The organism is Pseudomonas neuropathica (assembly GCF_051174785.1).
GTDB classification, from domain to species: Bacteria; Pseudomonadota; Gammaproteobacteria; order Pseudomonadales; family Pseudomonadaceae; genus Aquipseudomonas; species Aquipseudomonas neuropathica_A.
In genome coordinates, this window is record NZ_CP195111.1 from 1,903,962 (window position 1) to 1,927,679 (window position 23,718).

Annotated in this window: 26 protein-coding genes and 1 tRNA gene; 4 read left to right on the top strand and 23 right to left on the bottom strand. The window is 57.9% G+C overall.

Annotation, left to right across the window (positions count from 1 at the left end):
- Position 1: 1 nt before the first annotated feature.
- The 19 genes from nadA to ACRRSD_RS08745 all read right to left on the bottom strand — a co-directional run bounded on the left by nadA (position 2) and on the right by ACRRSD_RS08745 (position 15,070).
- On the bottom strand, positions 2-1,060 hold the full coding sequence (gene nadA, locus ACRRSD_RS08655; RefSeq protein WP_003227499.1) for a quinolinate synthase NadA: 1,059 nt from the start codon (positions 1,058-1,060) through the stop codon (positions 2-4).
- Positions 1,061-1,331: 271 nt separating this feature from the next.
- Positions 1,332-1,407 (bottom strand) — tRNA-Lys (locus ACRRSD_RS08660).
- Between the two features lie 62 nt (positions 1,408-1,469).
- The gene (gene queC / locus ACRRSD_RS08665) at positions 1,470-2,162 is read right to left on the bottom strand and encodes a 7-cyano-7-deazaguanine synthase QueC (RefSeq protein WP_435037809.1); all 693 of its coding nucleotides are present in this window, start codon (positions 2,160-2,162) and stop codon (positions 1,470-1,472) included.
- A gap of 1 nt (position 2,163) precedes the next feature.
- Positions 2,164-2,811, bottom strand: coding sequence for a 7-carboxy-7-deazaguanine synthase QueE (gene queE / locus ACRRSD_RS08670; protein WP_008080230.1), 648 nt, complete (start codon positions 2,809-2,811; stop codon positions 2,164-2,166).
- 166 nt (positions 2,812-2,977) lie between these two features.
- Positions 2,978-3,811: a tol-pal system protein YbgF gene (gene ybgF, locus ACRRSD_RS08675; RefSeq protein ID WP_435037810.1), complete on the bottom strand. Its 834-nt coding sequence runs from the start codon at positions 3,809-3,811 to the stop codon at positions 2,978-2,980.
- A 6-nt stretch (positions 3,812-3,817) separates the two neighbouring features.
- Complete coding sequence (gene pal, locus ACRRSD_RS08680; protein WP_003178634.1) at positions 3,818-4,315, bottom strand: peptidoglycan-associated lipoprotein Pal; 498 nt, start codon at positions 4,313-4,315, stop codon at positions 3,818-3,820.
- Positions 4,316-4,367: 52 nt separating this feature from the next.
- Positions 4,368-5,648 carry a Tol-Pal system beta propeller repeat protein TolB gene (tolB, locus tag ACRRSD_RS08685; RefSeq protein WP_016983828.1) on the bottom strand — a complete coding sequence of 427 codons (1,281 nt, stop codon included), beginning with the start codon at positions 5,646-5,648 and terminating at the stop codon, positions 4,368-4,370.
- 17 nt (positions 5,649-5,665) lie between these two features.
- A complete protein-coding gene (tolA, locus tag ACRRSD_RS08690; RefSeq protein ID WP_435037811.1) occupies positions 5,666-6,745 on the bottom strand; it encodes a cell envelope integrity protein TolA in 1,080 nt (359 codons plus the stop codon).
- On the bottom strand, positions 6,745-7,197 hold the full coding sequence (gene tolR / locus ACRRSD_RS08695) for a protein TolR (RefSeq protein WP_161806672.1): 453 nt from the start codon (positions 7,195-7,197) through the stop codon (positions 6,745-6,747). Before tolR ends, tolA begins: the two co-directional genes overlap by 1 nt.
- Positions 7,198-7,220: 23 nt before the next feature.
- Positions 7,221-7,916, bottom strand: coding sequence for a protein TolQ (gene tolQ / locus ACRRSD_RS08700; protein WP_008080223.1), 696 nt, complete (start codon positions 7,914-7,916; stop codon positions 7,221-7,223).
- Positions 7,906-8,373 carry a tol-pal system-associated acyl-CoA thioesterase gene (gene ybgC, locus ACRRSD_RS08705; protein WP_435037812.1) on the bottom strand — a complete coding sequence of 156 codons (468 nt, stop codon included), beginning with the start codon at positions 8,371-8,373 and terminating at the stop codon, positions 7,906-7,908. The genes tolQ and ybgC overlap by 11 nt, the downstream gene beginning before the upstream one ends.
- A 127-nt stretch (positions 8,374-8,500) precedes the next feature.
- Positions 8,501-9,562, bottom strand: a complete 1,062-nt coding sequence (gene ruvB, locus ACRRSD_RS08710; protein WP_435037813.1) for a Holliday junction branch migration DNA helicase RuvB — start codon at positions 9,560-9,562, stop codon at positions 8,501-8,503.
- Positions 9,563-10,171 (bottom strand): Holliday junction branch migration protein RuvA, encoded by a 609-nt coding sequence (ruvA, locus tag ACRRSD_RS08715; RefSeq protein WP_003227522.1) that lies wholly within the window; start codon positions 10,169-10,171, stop codon positions 9,563-9,565.
- Positions 10,172-10,285: 114 nt separating this feature from the next.
- Positions 10,286-10,813 carry a crossover junction endodeoxyribonuclease RuvC gene (gene ruvC, locus ACRRSD_RS08720; protein ID WP_007962095.1) on the bottom strand — a complete coding sequence of 176 codons (528 nt, stop codon included), beginning with the start codon at positions 10,811-10,813 and terminating at the stop codon, positions 10,286-10,288.
- Between the two features lie 159 nt (positions 10,814-10,972).
- Complete coding sequence (locus tag ACRRSD_RS08725; protein ID WP_007912738.1) at positions 10,973-11,719, bottom strand: YebC/PmpR family DNA-binding transcriptional regulator; 747 nt, start codon at positions 11,717-11,719, stop codon at positions 10,973-10,975.
- Between the two features lie 128 nt (positions 11,720-11,847).
- Positions 11,848-13,623: an aspartate--tRNA ligase gene (gene aspS, locus ACRRSD_RS08730; protein WP_160041557.1), complete on the bottom strand. Its 1,776-nt coding sequence runs from the start codon at positions 13,621-13,623 to the stop codon at positions 11,848-11,850.
- 99 nt (positions 13,624-13,722) lie between these two features.
- Positions 13,723-13,944, bottom strand: a complete 222-nt coding sequence (locus ACRRSD_RS08735) for an FmdB family zinc ribbon protein (RefSeq protein ID WP_007912741.1) — start codon at positions 13,942-13,944, stop codon at positions 13,723-13,725.
- A gap of 131 nt (positions 13,945-14,075) precedes the next feature.
- Positions 14,076-14,414 (bottom strand): ribbon-helix-helix domain-containing protein, encoded by a 339-nt coding sequence (locus ACRRSD_RS08740; RefSeq protein ID WP_435037814.1) that lies wholly within the window; start codon positions 14,412-14,414, stop codon positions 14,076-14,078.
- 185 nt (positions 14,415-14,599) lie between these two features.
- On the bottom strand, positions 14,600-15,070 hold the full coding sequence (locus ACRRSD_RS08745) for a Dps family protein (protein ID WP_435037815.1): 471 nt from the start codon (positions 15,068-15,070) through the stop codon (positions 14,600-14,602).
- Between the two features lie 311 nt (positions 15,071-15,381).
- Between ACRRSD_RS08745 and ACRRSD_RS08750 the strand changes: the two genes are divergently transcribed.
- Positions 15,382-15,984, top strand: coding sequence for a cold-shock protein (locus tag ACRRSD_RS08750; protein ID WP_008080216.1), 603 nt, complete (start codon positions 15,382-15,384; stop codon positions 15,982-15,984).
- Positions 15,985-16,055: 71 nt separating this feature from the next.
- On the opposite strand, the gene ACRRSD_RS08755 is transcribed toward ACRRSD_RS08750, so the two are convergent.
- Both ACRRSD_RS08755 and ACRRSD_RS08760 read right to left on the bottom strand, forming a co-directional pair.
- A complete protein-coding gene (locus tag ACRRSD_RS08755) occupies positions 16,056-16,262 on the bottom strand; it encodes a SlyX family protein (protein ID WP_038366649.1) in 207 nt (68 codons plus the stop codon).
- Between the two features lie 3 nt (positions 16,263-16,265).
- Complete coding sequence (locus ACRRSD_RS08760; RefSeq protein ID WP_435037816.1) at positions 16,266-16,691, bottom strand: HIT domain-containing protein; 426 nt, start codon at positions 16,689-16,691, stop codon at positions 16,266-16,268.
- Between the two features lie 892 nt (positions 16,692-17,583).
- On the opposite strand from ACRRSD_RS08760, the gene ACRRSD_RS08765 reads away from it, so the two are divergent.
- Positions 17,584-18,948, top strand: a complete 1,365-nt coding sequence (locus ACRRSD_RS08765; RefSeq protein WP_435037817.1) for an OprD family porin — start codon at positions 17,584-17,586, stop codon at positions 18,946-18,948.
- Positions 18,949-19,067: 119 nt separating this feature from the next.
- Here ACRRSD_RS08765 and ACRRSD_RS08770 read toward each other — a convergent pair whose 3' ends face one another.
- Positions 19,068-19,910 (bottom strand): mechanosensitive ion channel family protein, encoded by an 843-nt coding sequence (locus ACRRSD_RS08770; RefSeq protein ID WP_034153426.1) that lies wholly within the window; start codon positions 19,908-19,910, stop codon positions 19,068-19,070.
- Positions 19,911-20,091: 181 nt separating this feature from the next.
- A complete protein-coding gene (locus tag ACRRSD_RS08775; RefSeq protein ID WP_008080210.1) occupies positions 20,092-20,577 on the bottom strand; it encodes a YajQ family cyclic di-GMP-binding protein in 486 nt (161 codons plus the stop codon).
- Between the two features lie 140 nt (positions 20,578-20,717).
- Between ACRRSD_RS08775 and ACRRSD_RS08780 the strand changes: the two genes are divergently transcribed.
- Positions 20,718-21,635, top strand: a complete 918-nt coding sequence (locus ACRRSD_RS08780) for a putative 2-dehydropantoate 2-reductase (RefSeq protein WP_435037818.1) — start codon at positions 20,718-20,720, stop codon at positions 21,633-21,635.
- Positions 21,636-21,680: 45 nt separating this feature from the next.
- Positions 21,681-23,717 carry a sensor histidine kinase gene (locus tag ACRRSD_RS08785; RefSeq protein WP_435037819.1) on the top strand — a complete coding sequence of 679 codons (2,037 nt, stop codon included), beginning with the start codon at positions 21,681-21,683 and terminating at the stop codon, positions 23,715-23,717.
- Position 23,718 lies beyond the last annotated feature (1 nt).

Consider the following 23,718-nt stretch of genomic DNA (forward strand, 5'->3'; position numbering starts at 1 on the left):
GTCAGGCGTTACCGGCCAGCTTCATCCGTGCGGCCTGGGTAAAATCCAGCATGCGCTTGAGCGGACGGATCGCCTGCGGAATCAACGCTGGATCGACAAAGATCTCGTTCGTCCCTTCCTTCAAGCTCTTGAGCGTGCGCTCAAGGGTGTTCATGGCCATCCACGGACAATGTGCGCAACTGCGGCACGCGGCGCCGTTACCGGCGGTTGGCGCTTCGATGAAGACCTTGTCCGGGCACAACTGCTGCATCTTGTAGAAGATGCCACGGTCGGTGGCGACGATCAGGGTCTTGTTCGGCAGAGACTGCGCAGCCGCGATCAGCTGGCTGGTGGAACCGACGGCGTCCGCCAGCTCGATCACCGACGTTGGCGATTCCGGGTGTACCAGAATCGCAGCGTCCGGATAGAGCGCCTTCATGTCCTCGAGCTGCTTGGACTTGAACTCTTCGTGAACGATGCAGGCACCGTCCCAGAGCAGCATGTCGGCGCCAGTCTTGCGCTGAATATAGGTGCCGAGGTGCTTGTCCGGGCCCCAAATGATCGTCTCGCCGTTGTCCATCAGGCTTTCGACGATTTCCAGTGCGCAACTGGATGTCACTACCCAATCAGCCCGAGCCTTCACAGCAGCTGAAGTGTTGGCGTAAACCACCACCGTACGCTCCGGGTGCTGATCACAGAACGCCGAGAACTCATCGACCGGGCAACCCAGGTCCAGCGAGCAGGTCGCGTCCAGCGTCGGCATCAGCACGCGTTTTTCCGGGTTGAGGATCTTCGCGGTTTCGCCCATGAACTTCACGCCGGCAACCACCACAGTCTTCGCCGGGTGAGCGTTGCCGAAGCGGGCCATTTCCAGGGAGTCAGAGACACAGCCACCGGTTTCTTCGGCCAGAGCCTGAATCACCGGATCGCAATAAAAGTGAGCCACCAGCACCGCGTCCTGAGCCTTGAGCTCGGCGGCGATGGCGGAACGGTAATAAGCCTCTTCCTCAGCAGTCAGCGGTTTGGGCTGCTTGGCATCGAGGTGGGCTTGAACCAGAAGGCGTTCGGAAATCTGCGTCATGTTCGCAAGACCTGCAGGCGCGTTCGCGCGAAAGTCGAGTATACACCCGGCTCCGGACCGCTTGAGGGTACCGCCGGGAGAGTGAGTATTATCAGGCACGGACAGCATTGAAGCTGCGCAAGGCTACAGAATATCCCGTTGATACAAAAGATCATTCTGACCTGCGTCAGCGCTGCGAGTGCTGAAACAACCCATGGCGAAATTGCAGGCAAAAAAAAACCCGGAAATCCTCACTTTCGTGGGCCTTCCGGATTTTCTAAACCGCCAAATATGGTGGGTCGTGTGGGATTCGAACCTACGACCAATTGGTTAAAAGCCAACTGCTCTACCAACTGAGCTAACGACCCGCTGTGTGGTGGCGCGTATAATACTGATTTTTAAGGACTATTCAACACCTTTTTGAAAATAATCAAAAATAAGGTGTTGGATCGTCCACACCAGCTGCCGCGAAGCCTTCTGCGCGCAGGCGGCAGCTATCGCATTTACCGCATGCGCGGCCGTCATCGTCGGCCTGATAGCAGGAAACGGTGAGGCCATAATCAACGCCGAGCTTCACGCCTGCCTGAACGATCTGCGCCTTGCTCAGGCTCTGCAACGGCGCCTGAATGCGGAAGCCATTGCCTTCCACGCCAGCTTTGGTCGCCAGATTGGCCATGCGCTCGAACGACTCGATGAACTCGGGACGACAATCCGGGTAACCGGAATAGTCCACGGCGTTAACACCAATAAAGATGTCACGTGCACCGAGCACTTCTGCCCAGCCCAACGCCAGTGACAGGAACACCGTGTTGCGCGCCGGCACGTAAGTGACTGGAATGCCTTCGCCCTGCTCCTCTGGAATGTCGATGCTGCTGTCGGTCAGGGCCGAGCCACCCATGCCATTCAGATTCAGGCCGATCACCTTGTGCTCAACCACACCCAAGTCGCGGGCGACGCGGGCAGCGGCGTGCAGTTCGGCATGCGAACGCTGACCGTAATCGAAGCTTATGGTGTAGCAGGTATAACCTTCGGCGCGAGCCATGGCCACGACGGTGGCCGAATCGAGGCCGCCGGACAGCAGGATGACGGCGCGCTTTTCATTAGTCTTCAGTTGTTCAGTCATCTCAGCGCCCCGGCTCGTCGTTCCAAAGATATTTATGCAACTGCAATTGCAAACGTACCGGCAGGTTATCCGCTACCACCCAGTCCGCCAGATCGCGAGCATTGAGGTCATGGTGGCTTGGGGAAAACAGCACTTCGCCGGCACGTCGATCAAGACCGTACTGGATCAGCTTGGATACCGCCCAGTCATAATCTTCCCGCGAGCAGATGACAAACTTCACCTGATCGTTGGGGGTCAGCAGCTCAATGTTCTCGTAGCGGTTGCGATGGGCTTCTTTCGAACCCGGGGTTTTCAGATCGACGACACGACTGACGCGCGGATCGACAGCCGAGACGTCGAGGGCGCCGCTGGTTTCCAGCGAGACCTCGTAACCGGCATCACACAACTGTTTGAGCAAGGGAATGGCGTTCGGCTGTGCCAGCGGCTCACCGCCGGTGACGCAGACGTAGCGCGGACGAAATCCGGCCACTTGCTCAAGGATATCGTCGAGGGTGCGCACAGTGCCGCCACTGAATGCATAGGCGCTGTCGCAGTACTGGCAACGCAAAGGGCAACCGGTCAGGCGCACAAAAACCGTGGGCAGCCCGGCAGTCCGCGTTTCCCCCTGCAACGAGTAGAAAACTTCGGTGATTCTCAATGTGTCTTGCATAGTCGCCACGGGCGTAACAGCTAAACAGGCTGTCCGCCTCCGTCAGGCACTTCAGGCAATCCCGCCAACGCGTAGACCGCAAGAAGCGTGTTTCAGAAAAAGGGCGTGAATTCTAACGAAAAAACCCGCGACAAGCGCGGGTTTCTTCTAAACGGGTCAAGCTTGCTTACATGCGTTGCAGATCGCGTTGGGCCAACTGAGCGGCGGAAGTGCCCGGGTATTGGGCCACCACCTGCTGCAGAATGCCTTTGACCTTGTCGGTATGACCGAGGCGGCGTTCTACATCAGCCAGCTTGTACAGCGAATCCGGCACTTTGGCGTGCTTGGGATAGAGCTGCGAAACCTTGGCAAAAGCCTGACCTGCACCTTGCAGATCGCCCTTTGCCAGATTGACTTCGCCCAACCAGTACTGGGCGTTGCCCGCGTACTGGCTGTTCGGGTATTTGCGCAGGAAAGCGGCAAAAGCCTGACTGGCCTTGTCGAAATCCTTGGCTTTGATCAGGTCGAAAGCGGCATCGTAATACAGCTTTTCCTTGGCCGGATCACCCGGTTCACTACTTGCAGCAGGTGCCTGGGCAGCAGCCCCGGCGCCAGCGCCAGCACCGGCAGCAGCACTTGCATCGCCACCGGCAGAAGAATTCTCAGGAGTCACGGCAGGTGCAGCACCGGATCCTATGCGCCGATCAAGATCCTGGTATCGCTCCAGGGATTCCTGCTTCATGCGCGCAACCTGATTCTGCAGTTCTTCGATCACACCTTGCTGGCGCGATATCTGATCCTGCATCTGTTGCAATTGGTTGAACAGCATGCCTTGTGCCGAGGCAGGGGCCGAAGCCGCTCCCCCGGCATAGGCGCCGTTCGTACCGTAACCCGCAGGCGGATAACTGCTCCCGCTATTGTTATAACCGGAGTTGTCATCGACCACAGGAACCGCAGCCCACGCCGCAAGCGGCGCGAGGCTGAGAGCCAGAACAGTTACAGCACGACGGCACGTTCGCATATCGAATTACTTACGCAGTTCGACGCGACGGTTTTGAGCCCAGGACTGCTCGTCGTTGCCGGTAGCAACTGGACGCTCTTCGCCGTAGGAAACCAGTTCCAGCTGAGCTGGGGAAACACCTTGCAGTACCAGGTAGCGCTGAACGGCTTTCGCACGACGCTCGCCCAGTGCCATGTTGTACTCACGAGTACCACGTTCGTCGGTGTTGCCTTCCAGAACAACGCGAGCGCCGTTTGCTTTCAGGTCTTTGGCGTGAACGTCCAGAGCGCGCATGGCTTCTGGCTTCAGGTCCGAGCTGTCGTATTCGAAGTAGAAGGTGGTGATTGCGCGCAGAGCAGCTTCTTCGCTCAGGGAACCGTCAACGGCACCAGTGTTTGCGCCGTAACCAGCGTTTGGATCAACAGCGCCTTCACCGGCGTTGTCGCCGCCTTTGGACGAGCAACCTACAGCTACAGCCATGGCCAGAGCCAGCGCAGCAAATTTACCAAACTTCAGCATTTCCATCGTGAAACTCCTAATGAACCCCAGTGTGTTAAGTAAAACGTGTAGCGCCCGCTCACTTCAGGTAAGGGGACCAGGACGGTTCTCTGACTTCGCCTTGAGCGGTAGGAAGCGGGAGCCTAACGCGTCCATTAATGGACACGAGCATCAAGACTCCCCGGCCCTGTTGGCGGGTGGCGTAGATTACCATGGTGCCGTTGGGCGCAACAGTAGGTGACTCGTCCAGAGTGCTATCAGTGAGGATCTTTACACTACCTCGCTGCAGATCCTGTGCTGCCACCTTGAAATTGGTGAAGCCATCCTGACGGTGGATCATCACCAAAGTCTTTTCATCTGCCGAAAGTTTCGGGTTGGCGTTGTAGTTACCTACAAACGTCACACGCTCGGCACCACCGCCACTGGCGCTGGTTTTGTAGATCTGCGGCTTGCCGCCGCGGTCCGAGGTGAAGTAGATGGTCGAACCATCCTTGCCCCAGTACGGTTCGGTGTTGATGCCAGGACCTGCAGTCACGCGGGTGATCTGGCGCGAAGCCAGGTTCATCACGTAGATGTCCGGGTTACCGTCCTTCGACAGTACGAACGCCAGGCGATCGCCATTCGGCGACCAGGCTGGTGCACCGTTCAGGCCTTCGAAGTTGGTGATCTGCTCACGGCGACCGGTGTCGATGTTCTGCATGAAGATACGCGGACGCTTCTGCTCGAACGACACGTAGGCAATGCGCTTGCCATCAGGTGCGAAACGCGGCGACAGGATCGGCTCACGCGATTGCAGCAGAGTTACCGCACGAGCACCGTCATAGTCCGAGCGCTGCAGGGTGTAACGGGTGTTCTTCTCGGAGAAGCGCTCAGCCGTCACATACAGCAGGCGAGTCGAAAACGCACCTTCGATACCGGTCAATTTCTGGAACGACTGGTCGGAGATGAAGTGCGCCATGTCACGCAGCTGCTCGGTAGTACCGGACACACTGCCGTCAGCCACTTTCTGTTCGGTGGCCACGTTGAACAGTGCCCACTGCACTTGCAGGCGACCGCCGGCTGGGGCAATGCTGCCGACCATCATGTATTGAGCACCCACCGCCTTCCAGTCACGGAAGATGATTTCGCTCGGCTGGCTTGGCTGGCTGATCATGTTTTGCTTTGGAATCGGCGAGTAGTAGCCCGAGTTACGCAAATCGTTACCAATGATTTCAGCCATGTCATCCGGCAGCACGGCACCGCCCTGCATGCCGAACGGTACAACGGCGATCGGGGTAGCCCGATCGCTGCCGCTGGTAACCAGAATGTTTTTCTCATCCGCCATCGCGATCCCTGCCATGCAGCAGATCACGACCAGCATTCCTCGAAGAAGGTTTCTCACAAGGCTAGATCCTCAGGTGTGAATGTCATCTTGAATGAACGATACGGAGCGAAATCGCTCGGCTTCATTCCCTGCATTTCTGTCAAACGTCCAATATTCTTCACTGCCGCGACTGCCGACGCATCGAACGGACCATCACCACTGGACTTGGCCACGCTGACCGAAGTCACCGTACCGTCCGGCAACATGCCGATCTGCAGTACAACTGTCATGCCTTTGCGTGCTGAAGGAGGACGGGCCCAACCTTCTGCCGCTCGCGCACGAATCAGGTCATCGAAACTGCCCGCGACTTCGTCACCCTGCTCATCGGCCAAGGCCTGCTGGCGCTGCGGCGTATCGGAAAGCAGATCGGCCAAGGCCTGAGCCTTTTTGTCTTCGGTCGATTTACGTGCCGCATCCTGCGCTTTCTTCTTCGCAGCATCGGCAGCAGCTTTCTTCTTCGCTTCGTCGGCGATTTTCTTCTTCGCCTCTTCAGCTTCAGCTTTCTTCTTGGCGTCTTCGGCGGCTTTCTTCTTCGCGTCTTCGACGATCTTCTTCTTGGCTTCTTCAGCAGCGGCTTTCTTGGCCTCTTCTTCAGCAGCCTTTTTCGCTTCTTCTTCAGATTTCTTCTTGGCTATATCAGCCAATTGTTTCTCTTCGGCCTTTTTGGCTTCGGCGGTCTTCTTGGCTTCGTCGGCTTTCTTGGCTTCATCAGCCTTTTTCGCCTCGTCTGCTTTCTTTGACTCGTCGGCCTTCTTGGCTTCCTCGGCCTTTTGAGCCGCTTCTTCTTTCTTTTGTTCCGCAGCCTTCACCGCTTCCTGCTCGACCTTTTTCTGCTCCATCTGCTCGACTTCGGTCTGGCGCGCGGCGGATTTCTTCGCCTCACCCGCAATCTTCTGATTGGTCTGGGTGGTTGCCTGACTTTTCGATTTCAGCTGGTAGAGGGTCGCCTGGACAATCGGTTTGGCCGGCGGCAGCTCTGGTGTAAAGGCAAAACTGACGAACAGCATGCCGAACACCAGCACGTGCAGGACAATTGCCAGAACACTAGGCCAGAAGTAGCTTTCCGAGGCGGACGGCTCTCGCTGTTGCTGCATCAGGGGGCCTCGGTAATCAAACCAACATTACCGACCCCGGCTTTCTGCAACCCGCCCATGGCGCCCATGACGGAACCGTAGTCGACGGTCTTGTCACCGCGGATGAAGACCTGGGTACGCTTGCCGCCTTCAGTGCCGGCACGAATGATCTTGGTCACCGCGTCGGTCATTTGCGGCAGGGTCATGGCCCTGTCCTGTTGCTTCTCGGTATCGACTTCGCTGCCAAGGTTCCAGTAATAGGTCTTGTCAGCCTTGATCGAAATGGTCAGGACCTGAGTGTTGTTGTCCTGCGGCAAGGCTTCGCTGGAAACCTTGGGCAGATCAACTTTCACGCCCTGATTGAGCATCGGCGCGGTCACCATGAAAATGACCAGCAGTACCAACATCACGTCGATGTAAGGCACCACGTTCATCTCGGCGACCGGCTTGCGCTTTTTGCGAGCTCGAGCGATTAAAGCCATTGGAAATTACCTGCTTATTCTTCGCTGGTGTGCACTTTGCGGTGCAGGATCGCCTGGAATTCATCGGCGAAGGTGTAGTAGCGGCCCAGCAAGGTTTCGCTGCGAGCGGCGAAACGGTTGTAAGCGATAACCGCAGGGATCGCGGCGAACAGACCGATCGCGGTAGCGATCAGGGCTTCGGCAATACCCGGGGCCACAGTGGCCAGAGTCGCTTGCTGGGCGCTGGCAAGACCGCGGAAGGAGTTCATGATGCCCCACACGGTACCGAACAGACCGATGTACGGGCTGACCGAACCAACAGTGGCGAGGAACGGCAGGCTCTGCTCCAGCTTCTCTTCTTCCCGGGAGATGGCTACGCGCATGGCACGGGCCACGCCTTCCATTACCGCTTCAGGGTCGACACCTGGCTGCTGACGCAGACGGGAGAACTCTTTGAAGCCAGCGCGGAAGATCTGCTCGACGCCCGAATCCGGGTCAGGGTTGCTGCCCGCCTGACGGTACAGCTTGGACAGGTCGATACCCGACCAGAAGCGCTCTTCGAAGCTCTCCAGGGCGCGTCGACCGGCGCGCAGCAGATTGCTGCGCTGAAAGATCATGATCCATGAGGTCACCGATGCGGCCACCAGGGTCAACATTACCAACTGCACCACGATGCTGGCATTGCTGACCAGGCTCCACATGGAGGAATGGTCGACGACGTTAGCTTCCACGCTTTATCTCCTGCTTTGAGTGTGTACCCGGGCCGACCGCGTCGGCGAAGGCCGCACGCAAGTCTTCGGGAAGGGCCCGGGGTTTCAAACTGTTAGTGCGCACACAGGCCACCAAAAACTGCCCTTCACAGAGCAGCACATTATCCGTTGCCCGCCTGACCTGCTGTTTGAAGCGCAGGCTGACCCGGTTCAATTCGATTACATCAGCGCTTACCAGCAGTTCGTCGTCCAGTCGCGCCGGCGCGTGATAGCGCGCTTCGCTGGAGTGCACGACAAACAACAGGTCCTCCCCGGCCAACTGCGATTGGGCAAAGCCCAGCTCGCGGAGCCGCTCGGTTCGAGCCCGTTCCATAAACTTGAGGTAATTAACGTAATACACGATGCCGCCCGCATCGGTGTCCTCGTAATAAACGCGACAACGATGTGCGAACGGCCCAAGCCCGTTTTGCGCGCGCATACTCTAGTGCTTACTCCTCAGGTTGCCAATCCGGCCAGGCAACTGTTTTTCATGGTTTCGGGGCATTACTGCAAAAGTACCGTCCTCTGACAGTACAAACCCTGAATAAATCGACAACAAATGTGTATCAGTCATCCACGGCATCGAAAAACTCGTCTGCCACGGGCATTTCACCCATTCGTGACGGAATGTTTAAACCGAAGTGCAGGTACGCATGCCGCGTCACCACCCTGCCCCGTGGTGTGCGCATGATATAGCCCTGTTGAATCAGGTACGGCTCCAGCACATCTTCAATCGTGTGGCGCTCTTCGCTGATGGCCGCTGCCAGACTGTCGATGCCGACCGGGCCGCCATCGAACTTCTCGATCATGGTCAACAGCAGACGCCGGTCCTGATGATCGAAACCGTGCTCGTCGACATCCAGCAGGTTCAGCGCCAGATCCGCCACCGCTTTGGTGATGTGACCCTTGGCGCGCACTTCGGCGAAGTCGCGCACCCGGCGCAGCAAACGGTTGGCGATCCGCGGCGTGCCACGGGCGCGTCGGGCAATCTCGAACGAACCTTCCGGATCCAGCGGCAGGCCGAGAATGGCCGCCGAACGGCTGACAATCGTCGCCAGATCGGCCGTGCTATAGAACTCGAGACGCTGGACGATACCGAAGCGGTCACGCAACGGATTGGTCAGCATGCCGGCGCGAGTGGTTGCGCCCACCAAAGTGAACGGAGGCAGATCGAGTTTGATCGAACGCGCGGCCGGCCCTTCACCGATCATGATATCGAGCTGGAAATCTTCCATCGCCGGGTACAACACTTCTTCAACGATCGGCGACAGGCGATGGATTTCGTCGATGAACAACACGTCATGCGGTTCAAGATTGGTCAGCAACGCCGCCAGATCACCCGGACGCTCAAGCACCGGACCGGATGTGCTCTTGATCGACACGCCCATTTCCTGGGCAATGATGTTGGCCAGCGTGGTCTTGCCAAGCCCCGGAGGGCCGAAGATCAGCGTGTGGTCGAGGGATTCGCTACGGCCGCGAGCGGCCTGGATGAACAGCTCCATCTGCTCGCGCACGGTCGGCTGGCCAATATAGTCGGCCAGACTGACCGGGCGAATGGCCCGGTCCTGGACTTCTTCGCGCTCGCGCGGGCTGTGCGCGGCGGTGATCAGACGATCAGCTTCAATCACTTAAATCATTCCCTTCAGGGCGCGGCGGATCAGGTCTTCACTGCTCAAATTCTTGTCCTTGATGGCGGTAATCGCCTTGCTCGCTTCCTGCGGCTTGTAGCCCAGGGAAATCAGCGCGCTGACCGCATCGTTCTCGGCGGTATTGACCGGTGCCGGGCCGTCCGGCTGATTCGGTACCAACGCGAACATGGCCGGCGACGTTTCCCAGGCCTTGAAGCGGTCTTTCAGCTCGACCAGCAGACGCTCGGCAGTTTTCTTGCCGACACCCGGCACTTTGGTCAACGCCGAGGTGTCCTGCGACTGCACGCAGCGGATCAGCTCGTCGACTTCCAGGCTCGACATCAAGGCCAGCGCCAGTTTTGGCCCGACACCATTGAGACGGATCAACTCGCGAAAAAAGTCTCGCTCACGCTTGCCAGCAAAACCATAGAGTAACTGCGCGTCTTCGCGTACGACCAAATGGGTGTGCAGGGTCAGCGGTTCACCGACCGACGGCAGACGATAAAGGGTGGTCATGGGCACTTCCAGCTCATACCCGAGGCCGTTTACATCCAGAATCAGGTGCGGCGGCTGCTTCTCAGCCAGGGTGCCGCGCAAGCGTCCAATCACGTTTAAGATCCTTGAGCGTTGACCAGCCGTGGGCTGGCGACAATCGGAGCGAAAGACTCAGGCCGACGACACAGGCGCGAAAGTCCACACTCCATAAATTTGATGCTGATGCTATCAGAGACGCAGGCGCCCGCCACGACTGCGTGCGGTTCCCAAACCGTGCGGCAGCAGACTGGAGCGTGTGTGCGCATGGCAAATGGCAATGGCCAGGGCGTCCGAAGCATCGATTTGCGGTTTGCTGGTCAGTTTGAGCATGTGCATGACCATCATCTGCACTTGTTCTTTATTGGCGGCGCCGGTGCCGACCACTGCCTGTTTGACCTGAGTGGCCGTGTATTCGGCAATCTCCAGGCACTCTTCCGCACCAGCGACAATCGCCGCACCGCGCGCCTGCCCGAGCTTAAGCGCCGAATCGGCGTTTTTTGCCATGAACACCTTTTCGATGCCCATGGTCACCGGACCGTAGGTCTGGATGATTTCACGTACGCCGCGATAGACGATTTGCAGGCGTTCGTGCAACTCGCCCGCACCGGTACGGATGCAGCCGGATGCCACATAGATACAGCCGCCGCGCCCGGTATCGCGAACAATCCCGTAACCGGTGATGCGTGAACCGGGGTCGATACCAAGAATTAAAGTCATAACGCCTGCAGATTCGGTAAAAGCACGATTTTCAAAATCAACCCATAACAAATGTGGGAGCGAGCCTGCTCGCGAAAGCGGTTTCATCATCAGCAACGATGTTGCCTGAAAATCCGCATTCGCGAGCAGGCTCGCTCCCACATTGAAGCCTAGCCGCTCTTAACCGAGCTGAGCGGCCACGTCTTCCGGAATGTCCGCGTTGGAATAGACGTTCTGCACGTCATCCAGATCCTCAAGCATGTCGATCAGCTTGAGCACCTTCTCCGCCCCTTCCAGATCCAGTTCGGCGCTGGTGGTCGGCTGCATGACAATCTCCGCGTCATCACCCTTGAATCCAGCGGCTTCCAGCGCGTTACGCACGGCATAGAAACTGGTGAACGAGGTGAACACGTCGATCGAACCGTCTTCGTGAGAAACCACGTCATCGGCATCGGCTTCCAGCGCCGCTTCGGTCAGCGCATCTTCATCGACGCCCGGCGCGAAGCTGATCTGCCCCTTGCGCTCGAACAGATAGGCGACCGAACCGTCGGTACCGAGGTTGCCACCGCATTTGCTGAACGCATGGCGCACAGCAGCTGCGGTACGGTTGCGGTTGTCGGTCATGCACTCGACCATCACCGCCACGCCGCCCGGGCCGTAACCTTCGTAGGTCAGCTCTTCAACGTTGTCCGCCTCGGTAGCACCAGCACCGCGCGCGACGGCACGGTCGATGATGTCGCGGCTCATGTTCGCGCTCAGCGCCTTGTCCAGAGCCAGACGCAGACGCGGGTTGGAGCCCGGGTCACCGCCGCCCTGACGGGCCGCAACGGTCAGTTCACGGATCCACTTGGTGAAGATCTTGCCTCTCTTGGCATCCTGACGTTCTTTGCGGTGCTTGATGTTCGCCCACTTGGAATGACCTGCCATAACTCGCTCCGAATTCTCTTTGAAACGTTGCCCGCCCCGCTCATGCAGTGGCCAGCAAACAAAAAATCTTGACCTGCTCTCTATGGATAGAAAAAAGGCGCATCCGAAGATGCGCCTTCAGGCCCGTCTTACTCAGCCTTTGGCGTTTCGCGCAAACGAATGTGCAGCTCACGCAGTGCCTTGGCATCCACCACACCCGGCGCTTGCGTCATCACGTCGGCAGCACTCTGGGTTTTCGGGAAAGCGATCACTTCACGGATCGACTGGGCGCCAGTCATCAGCATCACCAGACGGTCCAGACCGAAGGCCAGACCACCGTGCGGCGGTGCACCGTACTTCAGCGCGTCGAGCAGGAAGCCGAATTTCTCTTCCTGTTCCGCTTCATCGATACCCAGCAGACGGAATACCGACTGTTGCATCTCTTTGCGGTGAATACGGATCGAACCGCCACCCAACTCGGTGCCGTTCAGCACCATGTCGTACGCGCGGGACAGAGCGCCAGCCGGGTTGGCTTCGAGCTCTTGCGGCGTGCACTTCGGTGCGGTGAACGGGTGGTGCAACGCGGAGAAGCTGCCGTCGTCGTTTTCTTCGAACATCGGGAAGTCGACGACCCACATTGGCGCCCACTCGCAGGTCAGCAGCTTGAGGTCGTGACCGAGCTTGATGCGCAGTGCGCCCAGCGCTTCGCTGACGATCTTGGCCTTGTCGGCGCCGAAGAACACGATGTCGCCGTCAACAGCACCCACGCGATCGAGGATGGCGTTGAGGTTTTCCAGCGGGATGTTTTTCACGATCGGCGATTGCAGGCCGTCAACACCGGCAGCGCGCTCGTTGACCTTGATGTACGCCAGGCCCTTGGCACCGTAGATGCCGACGAACTTGGTGTAGTCGTCGATCTGCTTGCGCGGCATGCTCGCCCCGCCAGGTACGCGCAGTGCGGCGATACGGCATTTCGGATCGTTGGCCGGGCCGCTGAAAACTTTGAAATCGACTTCTTTCAGTTGATCGGCAACGTCGACCAGTTCCAGCGGGTTACGCAGGTCTGGCTTGTCGGAACCGTAACGGCGCATGGCTTCTTCGAAAGTCATGTGCGGGAAGTCGCCGAATTCCAGACCCAGCACCTCCTTGAACAGGTTGCGGATCATTTCTTCGGTCAGGCCCATGATCTCTTTTTCATCGAGGAAGCTGGTCTCGATGTCGATCTGGGTGAATTCTGGCTGACGGTCAGCGCGCAGGTCTTCGTCGCGGAAGCACTTGGCGATCTGGTAGTAACGGTCGAAACCGGCAACCATCAGCAGTTGCTTGAACAGCTGCGGCGATTGCGGCAGGGCGAAGAACGAACCGGCGTGGGTACGGCTTGGTACCAGATAGTCACGCGCACCTTCAGGGGTAGCACGGGTCAGGATCGGCGTTTCAACGTCGAGGAAGCCGTTCTCGTCGAGGAAGCGACGGATGCTGGTGGTCATGCGCGAACGCAGACGCAGCTTCTCGGCCATTTCCGGACGACGCAGGTCGAGGAAGCGATAACGCAAACGGGTTTCTTCGCCAACGTCGGAGAACTCGTTCAGCGGGAACGGCGGGGTTTCCGACTCGTTCAGCACTTCCAGCTCGTAACCCAGCACTTCGATCATGCCCGACGCCATGTTGGCGTTGGTGGCACCGGCCGGACGCAGACGCACCTTGCCGGTGATCTTCACAACGTACTCGCTGCGCACGCGATCGGCAGCGGCGAAGCTCTCGGCGCGATCCGGATCGAATACCACCTGGGCCAGACCGTCACGATCACGGATATCGAGGAAAATCACCCCGCCGTGGTCGCGGCGACGGTGAACCCATCCGCAAAGGGTAATTTCCTGACCTTCCAGGCTTTCGTTCAGTTGGCCGCAATAGTGGCTGCGCATCATGATAATGGTTCGCTTCTCGTCATTCGATATTCGGTGGAGATCCCGTTGCTCTCAAGCAATGCGGAAACTCACGCGTGTCGTTCAACCTGGGGTTGAACCCTAGTCAGATTTGTCGCCACCGGCCAGATTCTTCTTGGCGCCGGTCTTGAAATCAGTCTCGTACCAGCCACCGCCACTGAGGCGAAAGCCTGGCATCGACAGCTGCTTCTTGAGTTCTGGTGCCTGACAGGCAGGGCAGTCGACCAGCGGTGCCTCGCTGATCTTTTGAATGGCTTCCAACTGATGACCACAGGAAGCACATTGATAATCGTACATCGGCATGGAGGTGTCTCGGCGATCAGATTGCCACCGCGCGCAGGGCTTTGCGGCGAAAGAGCGGGATTATATCGATTAAATGCGGCCTGTGCAGCCGTAAGACTGCACAGGCCGCACCCTTGTTTGCAACCGGCGCTTCAGAGCGATTCGGCCGGTGCTGTCTCCTTTACGCCATTCATGACGCAGACAACCCGCACCAGCGCGCTGAAATTTTTCACCCCGCCGTGACGCAAATGCACTTCACGGTCGACGTGGGATAACAGCGAACTGATCGAACAGCAGTTGTCTGCGGCCATATTGCCGAGAATGTTCCAGTAGACCCGCTCCAGCCGCAGGCAGGTCGCATAACCGTTCAGACGCACGGATCGCGACGATGGCTGAACCAATGCCATGTCGAATTCGTGGACGAACGGGTCAACTTTGAATTCATTCGGCAAGCCGACAATCCTGTCGCCTCGCCTGTCTTCCTCTACCATATCGGTGACACTCCTTTGCCATCTCTGCTTGTTTGAAAAGTCACATCCTGTGGCTTTCATAAAAGCGCAGACACAAAGTTATATCCAGACGACTTATTGACCGTCACCGTAGGATAAGCCAACGATACAGGTAAGACTTCGGACAGCGCGCGAGCCTGACACCGCAGGCCCGCGCGTCCGGATGATTACGTCTCCAGTAGCGCGCGTAACATCCAGGCGGTTTTCTCGTGAACCTGCATGCGCTGGGTCAGCAGGTCTGCAGTCGGCTCATCACTGACCTTGTCGAGCAGCGGAAAAATGCCGCGCGCCGTGCGGGTCACGGCCTCCTGGCCATCGACCAATTGCTTGATCATGTCTTCAGCACTCGGTACCCCCACCTCCTCCTTGATGGAAGAAAGGCGTGCGTACGTGGCATAGGCGCCCGGCGCGGGAAAGCCGAGCGCACGAATCCGCTCGGCGATTGAATCCACGGCCAGCGCCAGTTCGTTGTATTGCTCTTCGAACATCAAGTGCAGCGTGCGAAACATCGGGCCGGTGACGTTCCAGTGGAAGTTATGGGTTTTCAGATACAGCACGTAGGTGTCCGACAGCAGACGCGACAAACTTTCGACGATGGACTTGCGATCTTCCTCACTGATACCGATATCGATTGCCATGTTTACCCCCTAACGGCGATTGAATTCATCCAACAGATGCAGAGCCACTCTAGCAAGCCTGCCGACACCCCGCAGCCCGGATCGTATGCAGGTGCTGCGACAAATCGACCGACGCATGCCGCTGGCCGGGCTGATTTGAGTAGCCGCAGGCTTTGCTGTTAAATAGGCAGTGTGTCGCCATGCCCCATTTTTCGGGGCGTTGCGCATAGGCTGATGCCGTGAACGTGTCCACCGCCTCTTATTTTGTTCCGAAGCGAACCGTGCGCCTTCAGCTCTTCCTTGTGAGCCGTCATAAACGTGAGCCAATCAAAATGTTGAAAATCGTCCACCTGCTAATGGGCGCAGCAGCCTTGCTGCTGTCGTTCATACCCAGCTTGAAATCCGAAGCCGTTCCCTACCTGCAACAACCCGATGCACTTTACCTGGCCTTTTTCGGCCTGCTGAACCTGGTGATTGCCCCAGTGATTCCTTACTGGAACAAAGGCCCTCGTCAGCATCTGCAAAACCTGGTCAGCGCTCTTCTGGTACTGACCGTCGTCCTGCAAACCTTGACCCTGATCGCCCCGATGCCCGTCATCGCCGGCCAGCCAGCCGTGCTGTTCACCCTGGTGATCGCGCTGGTTGCCGTGGTCCTGCACCTGGCCGTGAGCTTCTATCGTTCTTCTCCGGCTGCCGCTCCAACCAGCTATGACATGACCAATCGCGATACCGGTACCGTCAAGTGGTTCAACACTTCCAAAGGCTTCGGTTTTATCTCGCGGGATTCCGGCGATGATATTTTCGTGCACTTTCGCGCGATCCGTGGCGAAGGTCATCGCGTCCTGGTCGAAGGCCAGCGCGTGGAGTTCTCGGTGATGAACCGGGACAAAGGCCTGCAAGCCGAGGACGTGATCGCCGCTCTGCCGCGACGCTGATCCAGGCATGAAAAAACCGCGAACAGCGTGCTGTTCGCGGTTTTTTTTTCGCCTGATGAAAAGTGCCCCCCTCAGTAGTGCGGCGGTGGCGCCTCATCCTCGAAGGACTCGAACTGGCCGACCATCTCTTCCTGACGCTTGAGCAGGGCCGCCATCTGCAATTGCAGACGCTCGACCACACGCTGCTGGGCCACCAGCACGTCGTTCAACGCCTGAATGGTGTCATCCTGAAACGCCAGACGGCTTTCCAGATCGGTAACGCGTTCTTCCAGGCTCATGACTCAGCCCTCCACAAAGGTGAAATGCTCGGTCAGGACCAGTCGCAACCGCTCGCGAATGGCGGCGACCTGCTCGGCACTATATGGCTTGGCCGGGTGCTTGCCCCAGACCGGTGCCGGCCAGGCTGCGTCGTCGCGTTTGCGCACGATCACATGCATGTGCATCTGGCTGACAACGTTACCCAAGGTCGCGACGTTCATTTTGTCGGCATCGAACAGGTCCTTGAGCAGCTCCGCGAGCGCAGTGGTTTCCTGCCACAGCTGCTGTTGATCGGCGACATTCAACTGAAACAACTCACTGATATCGTCGCGACGAGGCACCAGAATGAACCAAGGGTAGTTGGCATCATTGGACAGCAGCAGTCGGCAGAGAGGGAAATCACCGATCGTTAGCGTGTCCTGTTGAAGTCGTGAATCTAAAGCAAACACTGGCGCACTCCCGGCTGATCTTCATTATTCAGCTTAGCGGCGATCCTTATGGACGGCGCACCAAGCGACAGGACGGCAGCATACCTGCGAATGCGCCAACCTTCACGAAGGCTTGATTACGAACCACTGCAAATGCCCCCGGATGGGACATTTACTCGCGCCACGCACCAACACAGCACCCGGACAAACCTCTAACGTGGAGAAATGACCGAGAAAGACTGACTCGTTCAGCATCCCACCAGCTCTCAACTGTACGAATACCGAACAGCTGCAAAATTTTTTGCACCAAAAACGCACAGTACGTCTACGCTCACTGCGTCAGGCATCCGCCAAATACTCACTCGCGGGGTGAACCGGTAACGTTTTTGGTTGTCACGCTCGATCCTGCGTGTGGCAACACCATAGAAGGAATGGCGTCAAGCCCTGATAAAAAGGGGCTTGGCGTCCAGCATTTATGAGGTTTTTACAGTGACAGGCAGGTGTTCAGAAAAATAACCGCAGCGAAAATGCGGTTTGTGCACGCTTGTTGCATTCGTACCCATATGGACTATAAGCGCACCACGGGAAGTGGATGCCTTAAGCCCCATAAGAACAGTGGCAGGGTTGCCCGATGGAGATTCAAGTGTTTTGCCAGGGACTCTTTTTTACCGATGCAAAAAGGCCCATAAACAGCGAGAAAGTTGTCAGTCCGGCTGCGTCGGTACTGTGAATTTGCGACATCCACCACGCCATTTACGACACCGTCGTAAAGAAGCTGAAAGGTTGGAATAGCAAGTATCGCCAACATTGTCGGCGTGATATAAGTTTGCGCCGACACAAAAAGAAAGAGCCGCCCAGATAATAAAACAGGTGGGACGGCAGTACTCTTCTAAAACCAAAGGAGCAAATCACGATGCGCGTGATGAAGTGGAGCATGATCGCACTGGCAGTTGCAGCAGCCGCCAGTACTCAAGTGGCTACGGCCGCACCGTTTGTAAGTGACCAGTCTGAAGCCAAAGGTTTTGTTGAAGACGCCAAGCTCGACCTGCTGGTACGTAACTATTACTTCAACCGCGATAACAAGAACCGTAATGCTGACGTAAAAGACTGGACTCAAGGTCTGCTGGGCAACTTCAGCTCTGGCTACACCCAAGGTACTGTTGGTGTCGGTATCGATGCGTTCGGTTATCTGGCCATCAAACTCGACGGCGGTGACGGTACTTCCGGTTCGGGCAACATGAGCCGTAGCGACTTTGTCGATCCGGAGAACGGTTCTCGTGATGTCAACGACAGCCAAGGCAAAGCCGGTGCAGCGGTCAAATTCCGCATTTCCAAAACCGAGCTGAAAGTCGGCGACATGCAGCCTAGCACCGCACCGGTATTCGCTGTGGGTGGCTCGCGCATCCTTCCTCAATCTGCCAGCGGCTTCCAGCTGCAGAGCAGCGAAATCAAAGATCTTGACCTCGAGGCCGGCCACTTCTACTCGTCGACCAGCCAGGACAAGAACTCCCGTGATGGCGAGCTGTATGCCAACTACGCGGGTATAGACGCCGACTCCATCGACTATTTCGGTGGCAAGTACGGCATCACCGAGAACCTGAGCGCATCGCTGTACGGTGCCAAGCTGGAAGATATCTGGAACCAGTACTACGCCAACGTGAACCTCACCACGCCATTCGGTGGTGACACGTCGCTGAACACTGACTTCAACATCTACCGCACCACCGATACCGGTGACAAAAACGTAGGCGACATCAGCAACACTACGTTCTCCCTGGCAACCGCGCTCTCGTTCCTGAAAGCACACACCATTACCCTGGCCTTCCAGAAGGTCAACGGCGACACACCATTCGACTACATCGGTGTGGGCAAGAACAACCGTGGTGGCGACTCGATCTTCCTTGCCAACTCCATTCAGTACTCTGACTTCAACGGTCCAAACGAGAAATCCGCCCAGATCCGTTACGACCTGAAGATGGCTGAATACGGCGTGCCGGGCCTGAGCTTCATGACTCGCTACGTTAAAGGCTGGGACATCGACGGCACCGGCTTGGCAGCTAACAGCCGGTATCGTGATAGGGATGGCAATCCGCTCTACGGCGAAGATGGCAAACACCACGAGACCAACCTGGAAGTCAAATACGTAGTTCAGAATGGTCCGGCCAAGGATCTTTCGTTCCGCATTCGTCAAGCTTGGCACACTGCTAACGCCGACGAGGGTGAAGGCGACGTTAAAGAGTTCCGCCTGATCGTCGACTACCCACTGTCGATCTTGTAATCGCCAAACACTAGTTTGCGGTAACAACAAAAAGGCCCATCTTGCGATGGGCCTTTTTTATTACCTGTCACTTGCAATAGTTGCCTGACCGACAAGTCAGGCAATTAATTAGCAACCTATCATTGTGTTGCCGATTCCTGCACCACGCGAATCACGCGTTGCGGAAAAGGAATATCAATGCCGGCAGTCTTTAAACGATCACGCGACTGTTCGTTAAACATGAACATCACGTCCCAGTAATCTGCAGTTTTAACCCACACACGCAGGGAAACAGTGATCGAACTGTCGCCCAAGGTCGAAATCACTGCCTGCGGGGCAGGATCCTGCAACACGCGCTCATCCTTGGCCAGATCCAGCAGCACCTGACGCGCCTTCTGCAGGTCAGCTTCGTAATCCACACCGACATCAAACACAACCTTGCGAGTCGGCTGACGGTTGGTGTTGGTGATGATGCCGTTCGACAGGTTGCCGTTCGGTACGATGATGGTTTTGTTGTCGCCGGTACGCAGTACGGTGTGGAAAATCTGGATGCTGTCGACCGTACCCGATACGCCTTGCGCTTCGATCCAGTCACCAATACGGAACGGACGGAACAGCAGAATCAGCACGCCGCCGGCGAAGTTCGCTAGGCTGCCTTGCAAGGCCAGACCGATGGCCAGACCGGCAGCACCGATCGCAGCAACGAACGAGGTGGTTTCAACACCGATCATCGACGCGACGCTGACAATCAGCAGCACTTTGAGAATGATGTTCGCCAGGCTGCTGATAAAGCCTTGCAGGGCCAGATCGGCATTGCGCAGGGCCAGCAGACCGCCGAGCTTTTGCGTGACCTTGTTGATCAGCCACCAGCCTATGGCCAGGGTGATGACCGCCAGCAAAACGCGGCTGCCGTATTCCATGATCATCGGGATCCACGCCTGGGATGCCTTGACCAGGTTGTCCACCTCAGCATTCAAATCCATGTTCTATCTCCTGATTTCCGGCCATTCGGCACGCGAAAAATAAGCGGCAAAAATCCGCCGGGTGTACACAAAACAATGTGGGAGCGAGCCTGCTCGCGAAGGCGCCGTGTCATTCAGCAATGAGTTGACTGACACACCGCCTTCGCGAGCAGGCTCGCTCCCACAGGTCATCTGACCGAGTTTAGTCGCGGAAGTTGTTGAACTGCAGCGGCATGCCGAACTCTTTGGCCCGCAGCGCAGCGATGGCCTCTTGCAGGTCGTCACGCTTCTTGCCGGTCACGCGCACTTGCTCGCCCTGAATGGCGGCCTGCACTTTCAGTTTGGCGTCCTTGATGTGGCCGACAATTTTCTTCGCCAGTTCCTTGTCGATGCCTTCCTTGAGGATGGCGTCCTGTTTCATCAGCTTGCCCGATGCGTAGGCGTCCTTGACCTCAAGGCACTGCACGTCGATCTTGCGCTTGACCAGCGCCAGCTTGAGGATTTCGATCATTGCTTCGAGCTGGAACCCGGCTTCAGCGGTCAGGCTGACGGTGAGGTCCTTTTCCTTGAACTCGAAGCTGCCTTTGCCTTTCAGGTCATAACGACGATCGAGTTCCTTCACGGCGTTCTCGACCGCGTTGGTGAGTTCGTGTTTGTCCAGTTCGGATACCACGTCGAACGACGGCATGTAATCTCTCCAATAAAAAGGCGCGCTCGATGTGGATGGAGCGCGCTTGGCTTGCGGTTAAAATCGGGCTCATTATAACGGGTCTTTTCCTACCGACACGGCGAGCCGCACATGCCTGTACGCAATCGAGCAAAAAACTGATGGCCACCACCTGGCATGTACTTGGCGCGGGTAGTCTCGGCACGCTGTGGGCCACACGTCTGGCCCGCGCGGGTCTGCCGGTCAGGCTGATCGTGCGTGACGCCGAGCGCTTGCGCAGCTATACGGCTGCGGGCGGGCTGACGCTGGTTGAACAAGGCCAGGCCAGCACCTACGCGGTGCCGGGGGAAACGCCCGACAGCCCCGAGCCGATTCGCCGCTTGCTGGTGGCGTGCAAGGCTTACGATGCCGAAAACGCCGTCGCCCGCCTCGCCCCACGACTGACAGCGGACGCCGAACTGATCCTTCTGCAAAACGGCCTCGGCAGTCAGGACGCCGTCGCCAACCGGGTACCACTGGCACGGTGCATCAGCGCTTCAAGCACCGAGGGTGCGTTTCGCGATGGCGACTGGCGTGTGGTGTTCGCCGGTCACGGATTCACTTGGCTAGGCGATGCGGGCCATCCGGTCGCGCCGATCTGGCTGGACGATCTGGATGCGGCGAAAATCCCCCACGAATGGAGCACCGATATCCTTACGCGTCTGTGGCGCAAACTCGCACTCAACTGCGCGATCAATCCGCTCACCGTGCTGCATGACTGCCGTAATGGCGGACTGCAGGAGCATCACTGCGAAGTCGCTACGTTGTGCGCTGAGCTGGCCGAGTTACTCGAGCGTTGCGGTCAACCCGACGCCGCCGACAATCTGCAGCAGGAAGTCGAACGGGTGATCCACGCCACCGCCGCCAATTACTCATCGATGTACCAGGACGTCGCCAACCAGCGCCGTACAGAAATCAGCTATCTATTGGGCCACGCCTGCAAAGTCGCAGCGCGCCATCAGTTGAACCTGCCGCACCTCAGTCAATTGCAGCAACGACTGGTCGCTCATCTGCGCAACCTCGGATTGCCCAGCGACTGAGCAGCGGCTACGCTGGCCTCTTGTTCCTTTGCTGCGATAAACCTGATGCCATTGCGCCAGCGCCTCGAAAACCTGCCGGTCGGCCAGAAACTGCTGGCCGCCCTGCTGGTGCTGTTGACCACGGTTCTGCTGGTCGCCAACCTGACCTTTATCAGCGCCGCCTATTACATCTCCCAGGAAAGCATGGCGCCGCAGGCCTTGCAGACCATCGGCCGATTGATTGCCAACCCGAGTCTGGTCAGCGAAGCCCTGCAATCGCCGCAAAGCGCCGAGCGCCTGCTCAAAGAACTCGACAGCTACTCACCGCTGCGCGCCGCCGCACTGTATGACGGCAAGGGCGAACGCCTGGCGCAAGTGCAGCGCGGTGAAAAACTCAGCCTGCCGGAACGTTATCGGCACATCGAGGCGTGGCAACTGACCGAGTTTCGCAGCAACCAGTTGATCACCCTGCCCCGCCCCGGCACTGCGCCGGGCCATCTGTTGCTGGTGGCCAGCAGCGAACTGCCGATGGCCTTCTACACCGGCACCCTGACTGCGAGCCTCGGCATTCTGATTTTCAGCGTGCTGTTGTGGCTGGTGATTGCCCGGCAGATCAAACGTCTGATTACCCGGCCGATTCATCAGTTGGAAGAGCTCTCGCGTCAGGTCACCCGCGAGGAGAACTACGCCCTGCGCGCCTCACGCGGCAACCACGACGAAATCGGCAGCCTCGCCGAGGCGTTCAATACCATGCTGTCGCGCATCGAAGCTCGCGAGCAGCAGCTCAAACGCGCCCGTGATGACTCGCAAGCCGCCTACGATCAGGCCCAGGGGCTGGCCGAGGAAACGCGCCACACCAACCGCAAGCTGGAACTGGAAGTCCAGGTGCGCAGCAAGATCGAGAAGAAGCTCACCGGTTTCCAGAACTACCTCAACAGCATCATCGACTCAATGCCCTCGGCGCTGATCGCTCTCGACGAGCAGCTCTACGTCACCCAGTGGAACCAGGAGGCCAGCGCCCTTTCCGGCACTCGGCTGGACGAGGCGCTGAATCAGCCGATCTTTCTCGCCTTCGAACCGCTCAAGCCGTTTCTGCCGCAGCTCAAGCAGACCGTCGAACAGCACACCGTGGCGAAAATCGAGCGAGTGACGTGGTTCAAGGACGATGAACCGAAGCATTACGCGCTGACCTTCTACCCGTTGATGGGCGGCGCCGGGCGTGGTGTGGTGATCCGTATCGATGACATCACCCAGCGCCTGTCGCTGGAAGAAATGATGGTGCAATCGGAAAAAATGCTCTCCGTCGGTGGCCTCGCCGCCGGCATGGCCCATGAAATCAACAACCCGCTGGGGGCGATCCTGCACAACGTGCAGAACATCCGCCGACGCCTGTCCGCAGATTTGCCAAAGAACCTCGAAACCGCCGAGCAACTGGGCATCGAGCTGGACACCGTGAACCGCTACTTGCAGGGCCGCGAAGTCCCGCAATTGCTCGATGGTATTCAACAGGCCGGCGCTCGCGCGGCGAAAATCGTCACCCACATGCTCAGCTTCAGCCGTCGCAGCACCCGACAAATGGCGCCGTGCGACTTGCCGGCGCTGATCGATCAAGCCGTAGAAATCGCTGGCAACGACTTCGATCTGGCCATCGGTTTCGACTTCAAGGGCCAGGCGATCATCCGCCAGTTCGACCCGGCGCTCGGTCCGGTGCCAGGCACCGCCAACGAACTTGAGCAAGTGCTGCTCAACCTGCTGAAAAACGCCGCGCAGGCCATCCATCAGCGTGAAGACGACAGCGAGCCGGGGCGAATCATTCTGCGCACCCGACTCAATCCACCGTGGGCCGAGATTCAGGTCGAGGATAACGGCATCGGCATGAGCGAGAACGTGCGCAAGCGTACCTTCGAGCCGTTCTTCACCACCAAGGAAATCGGCCAGGGCACCGGGCTGGGCTTGTCGGTGTCGTACTTCATCATCACCAATAATCACAAAGGGCAGATGGAGGTGCAGTCAGCACCGGGCCAAGGCACGTGTTTCACCTTGCGCCTGCCGTTGTCGCAACCGCTGCCCATCGCTGCCGAAACCAATCAATTATCGAGGTAAC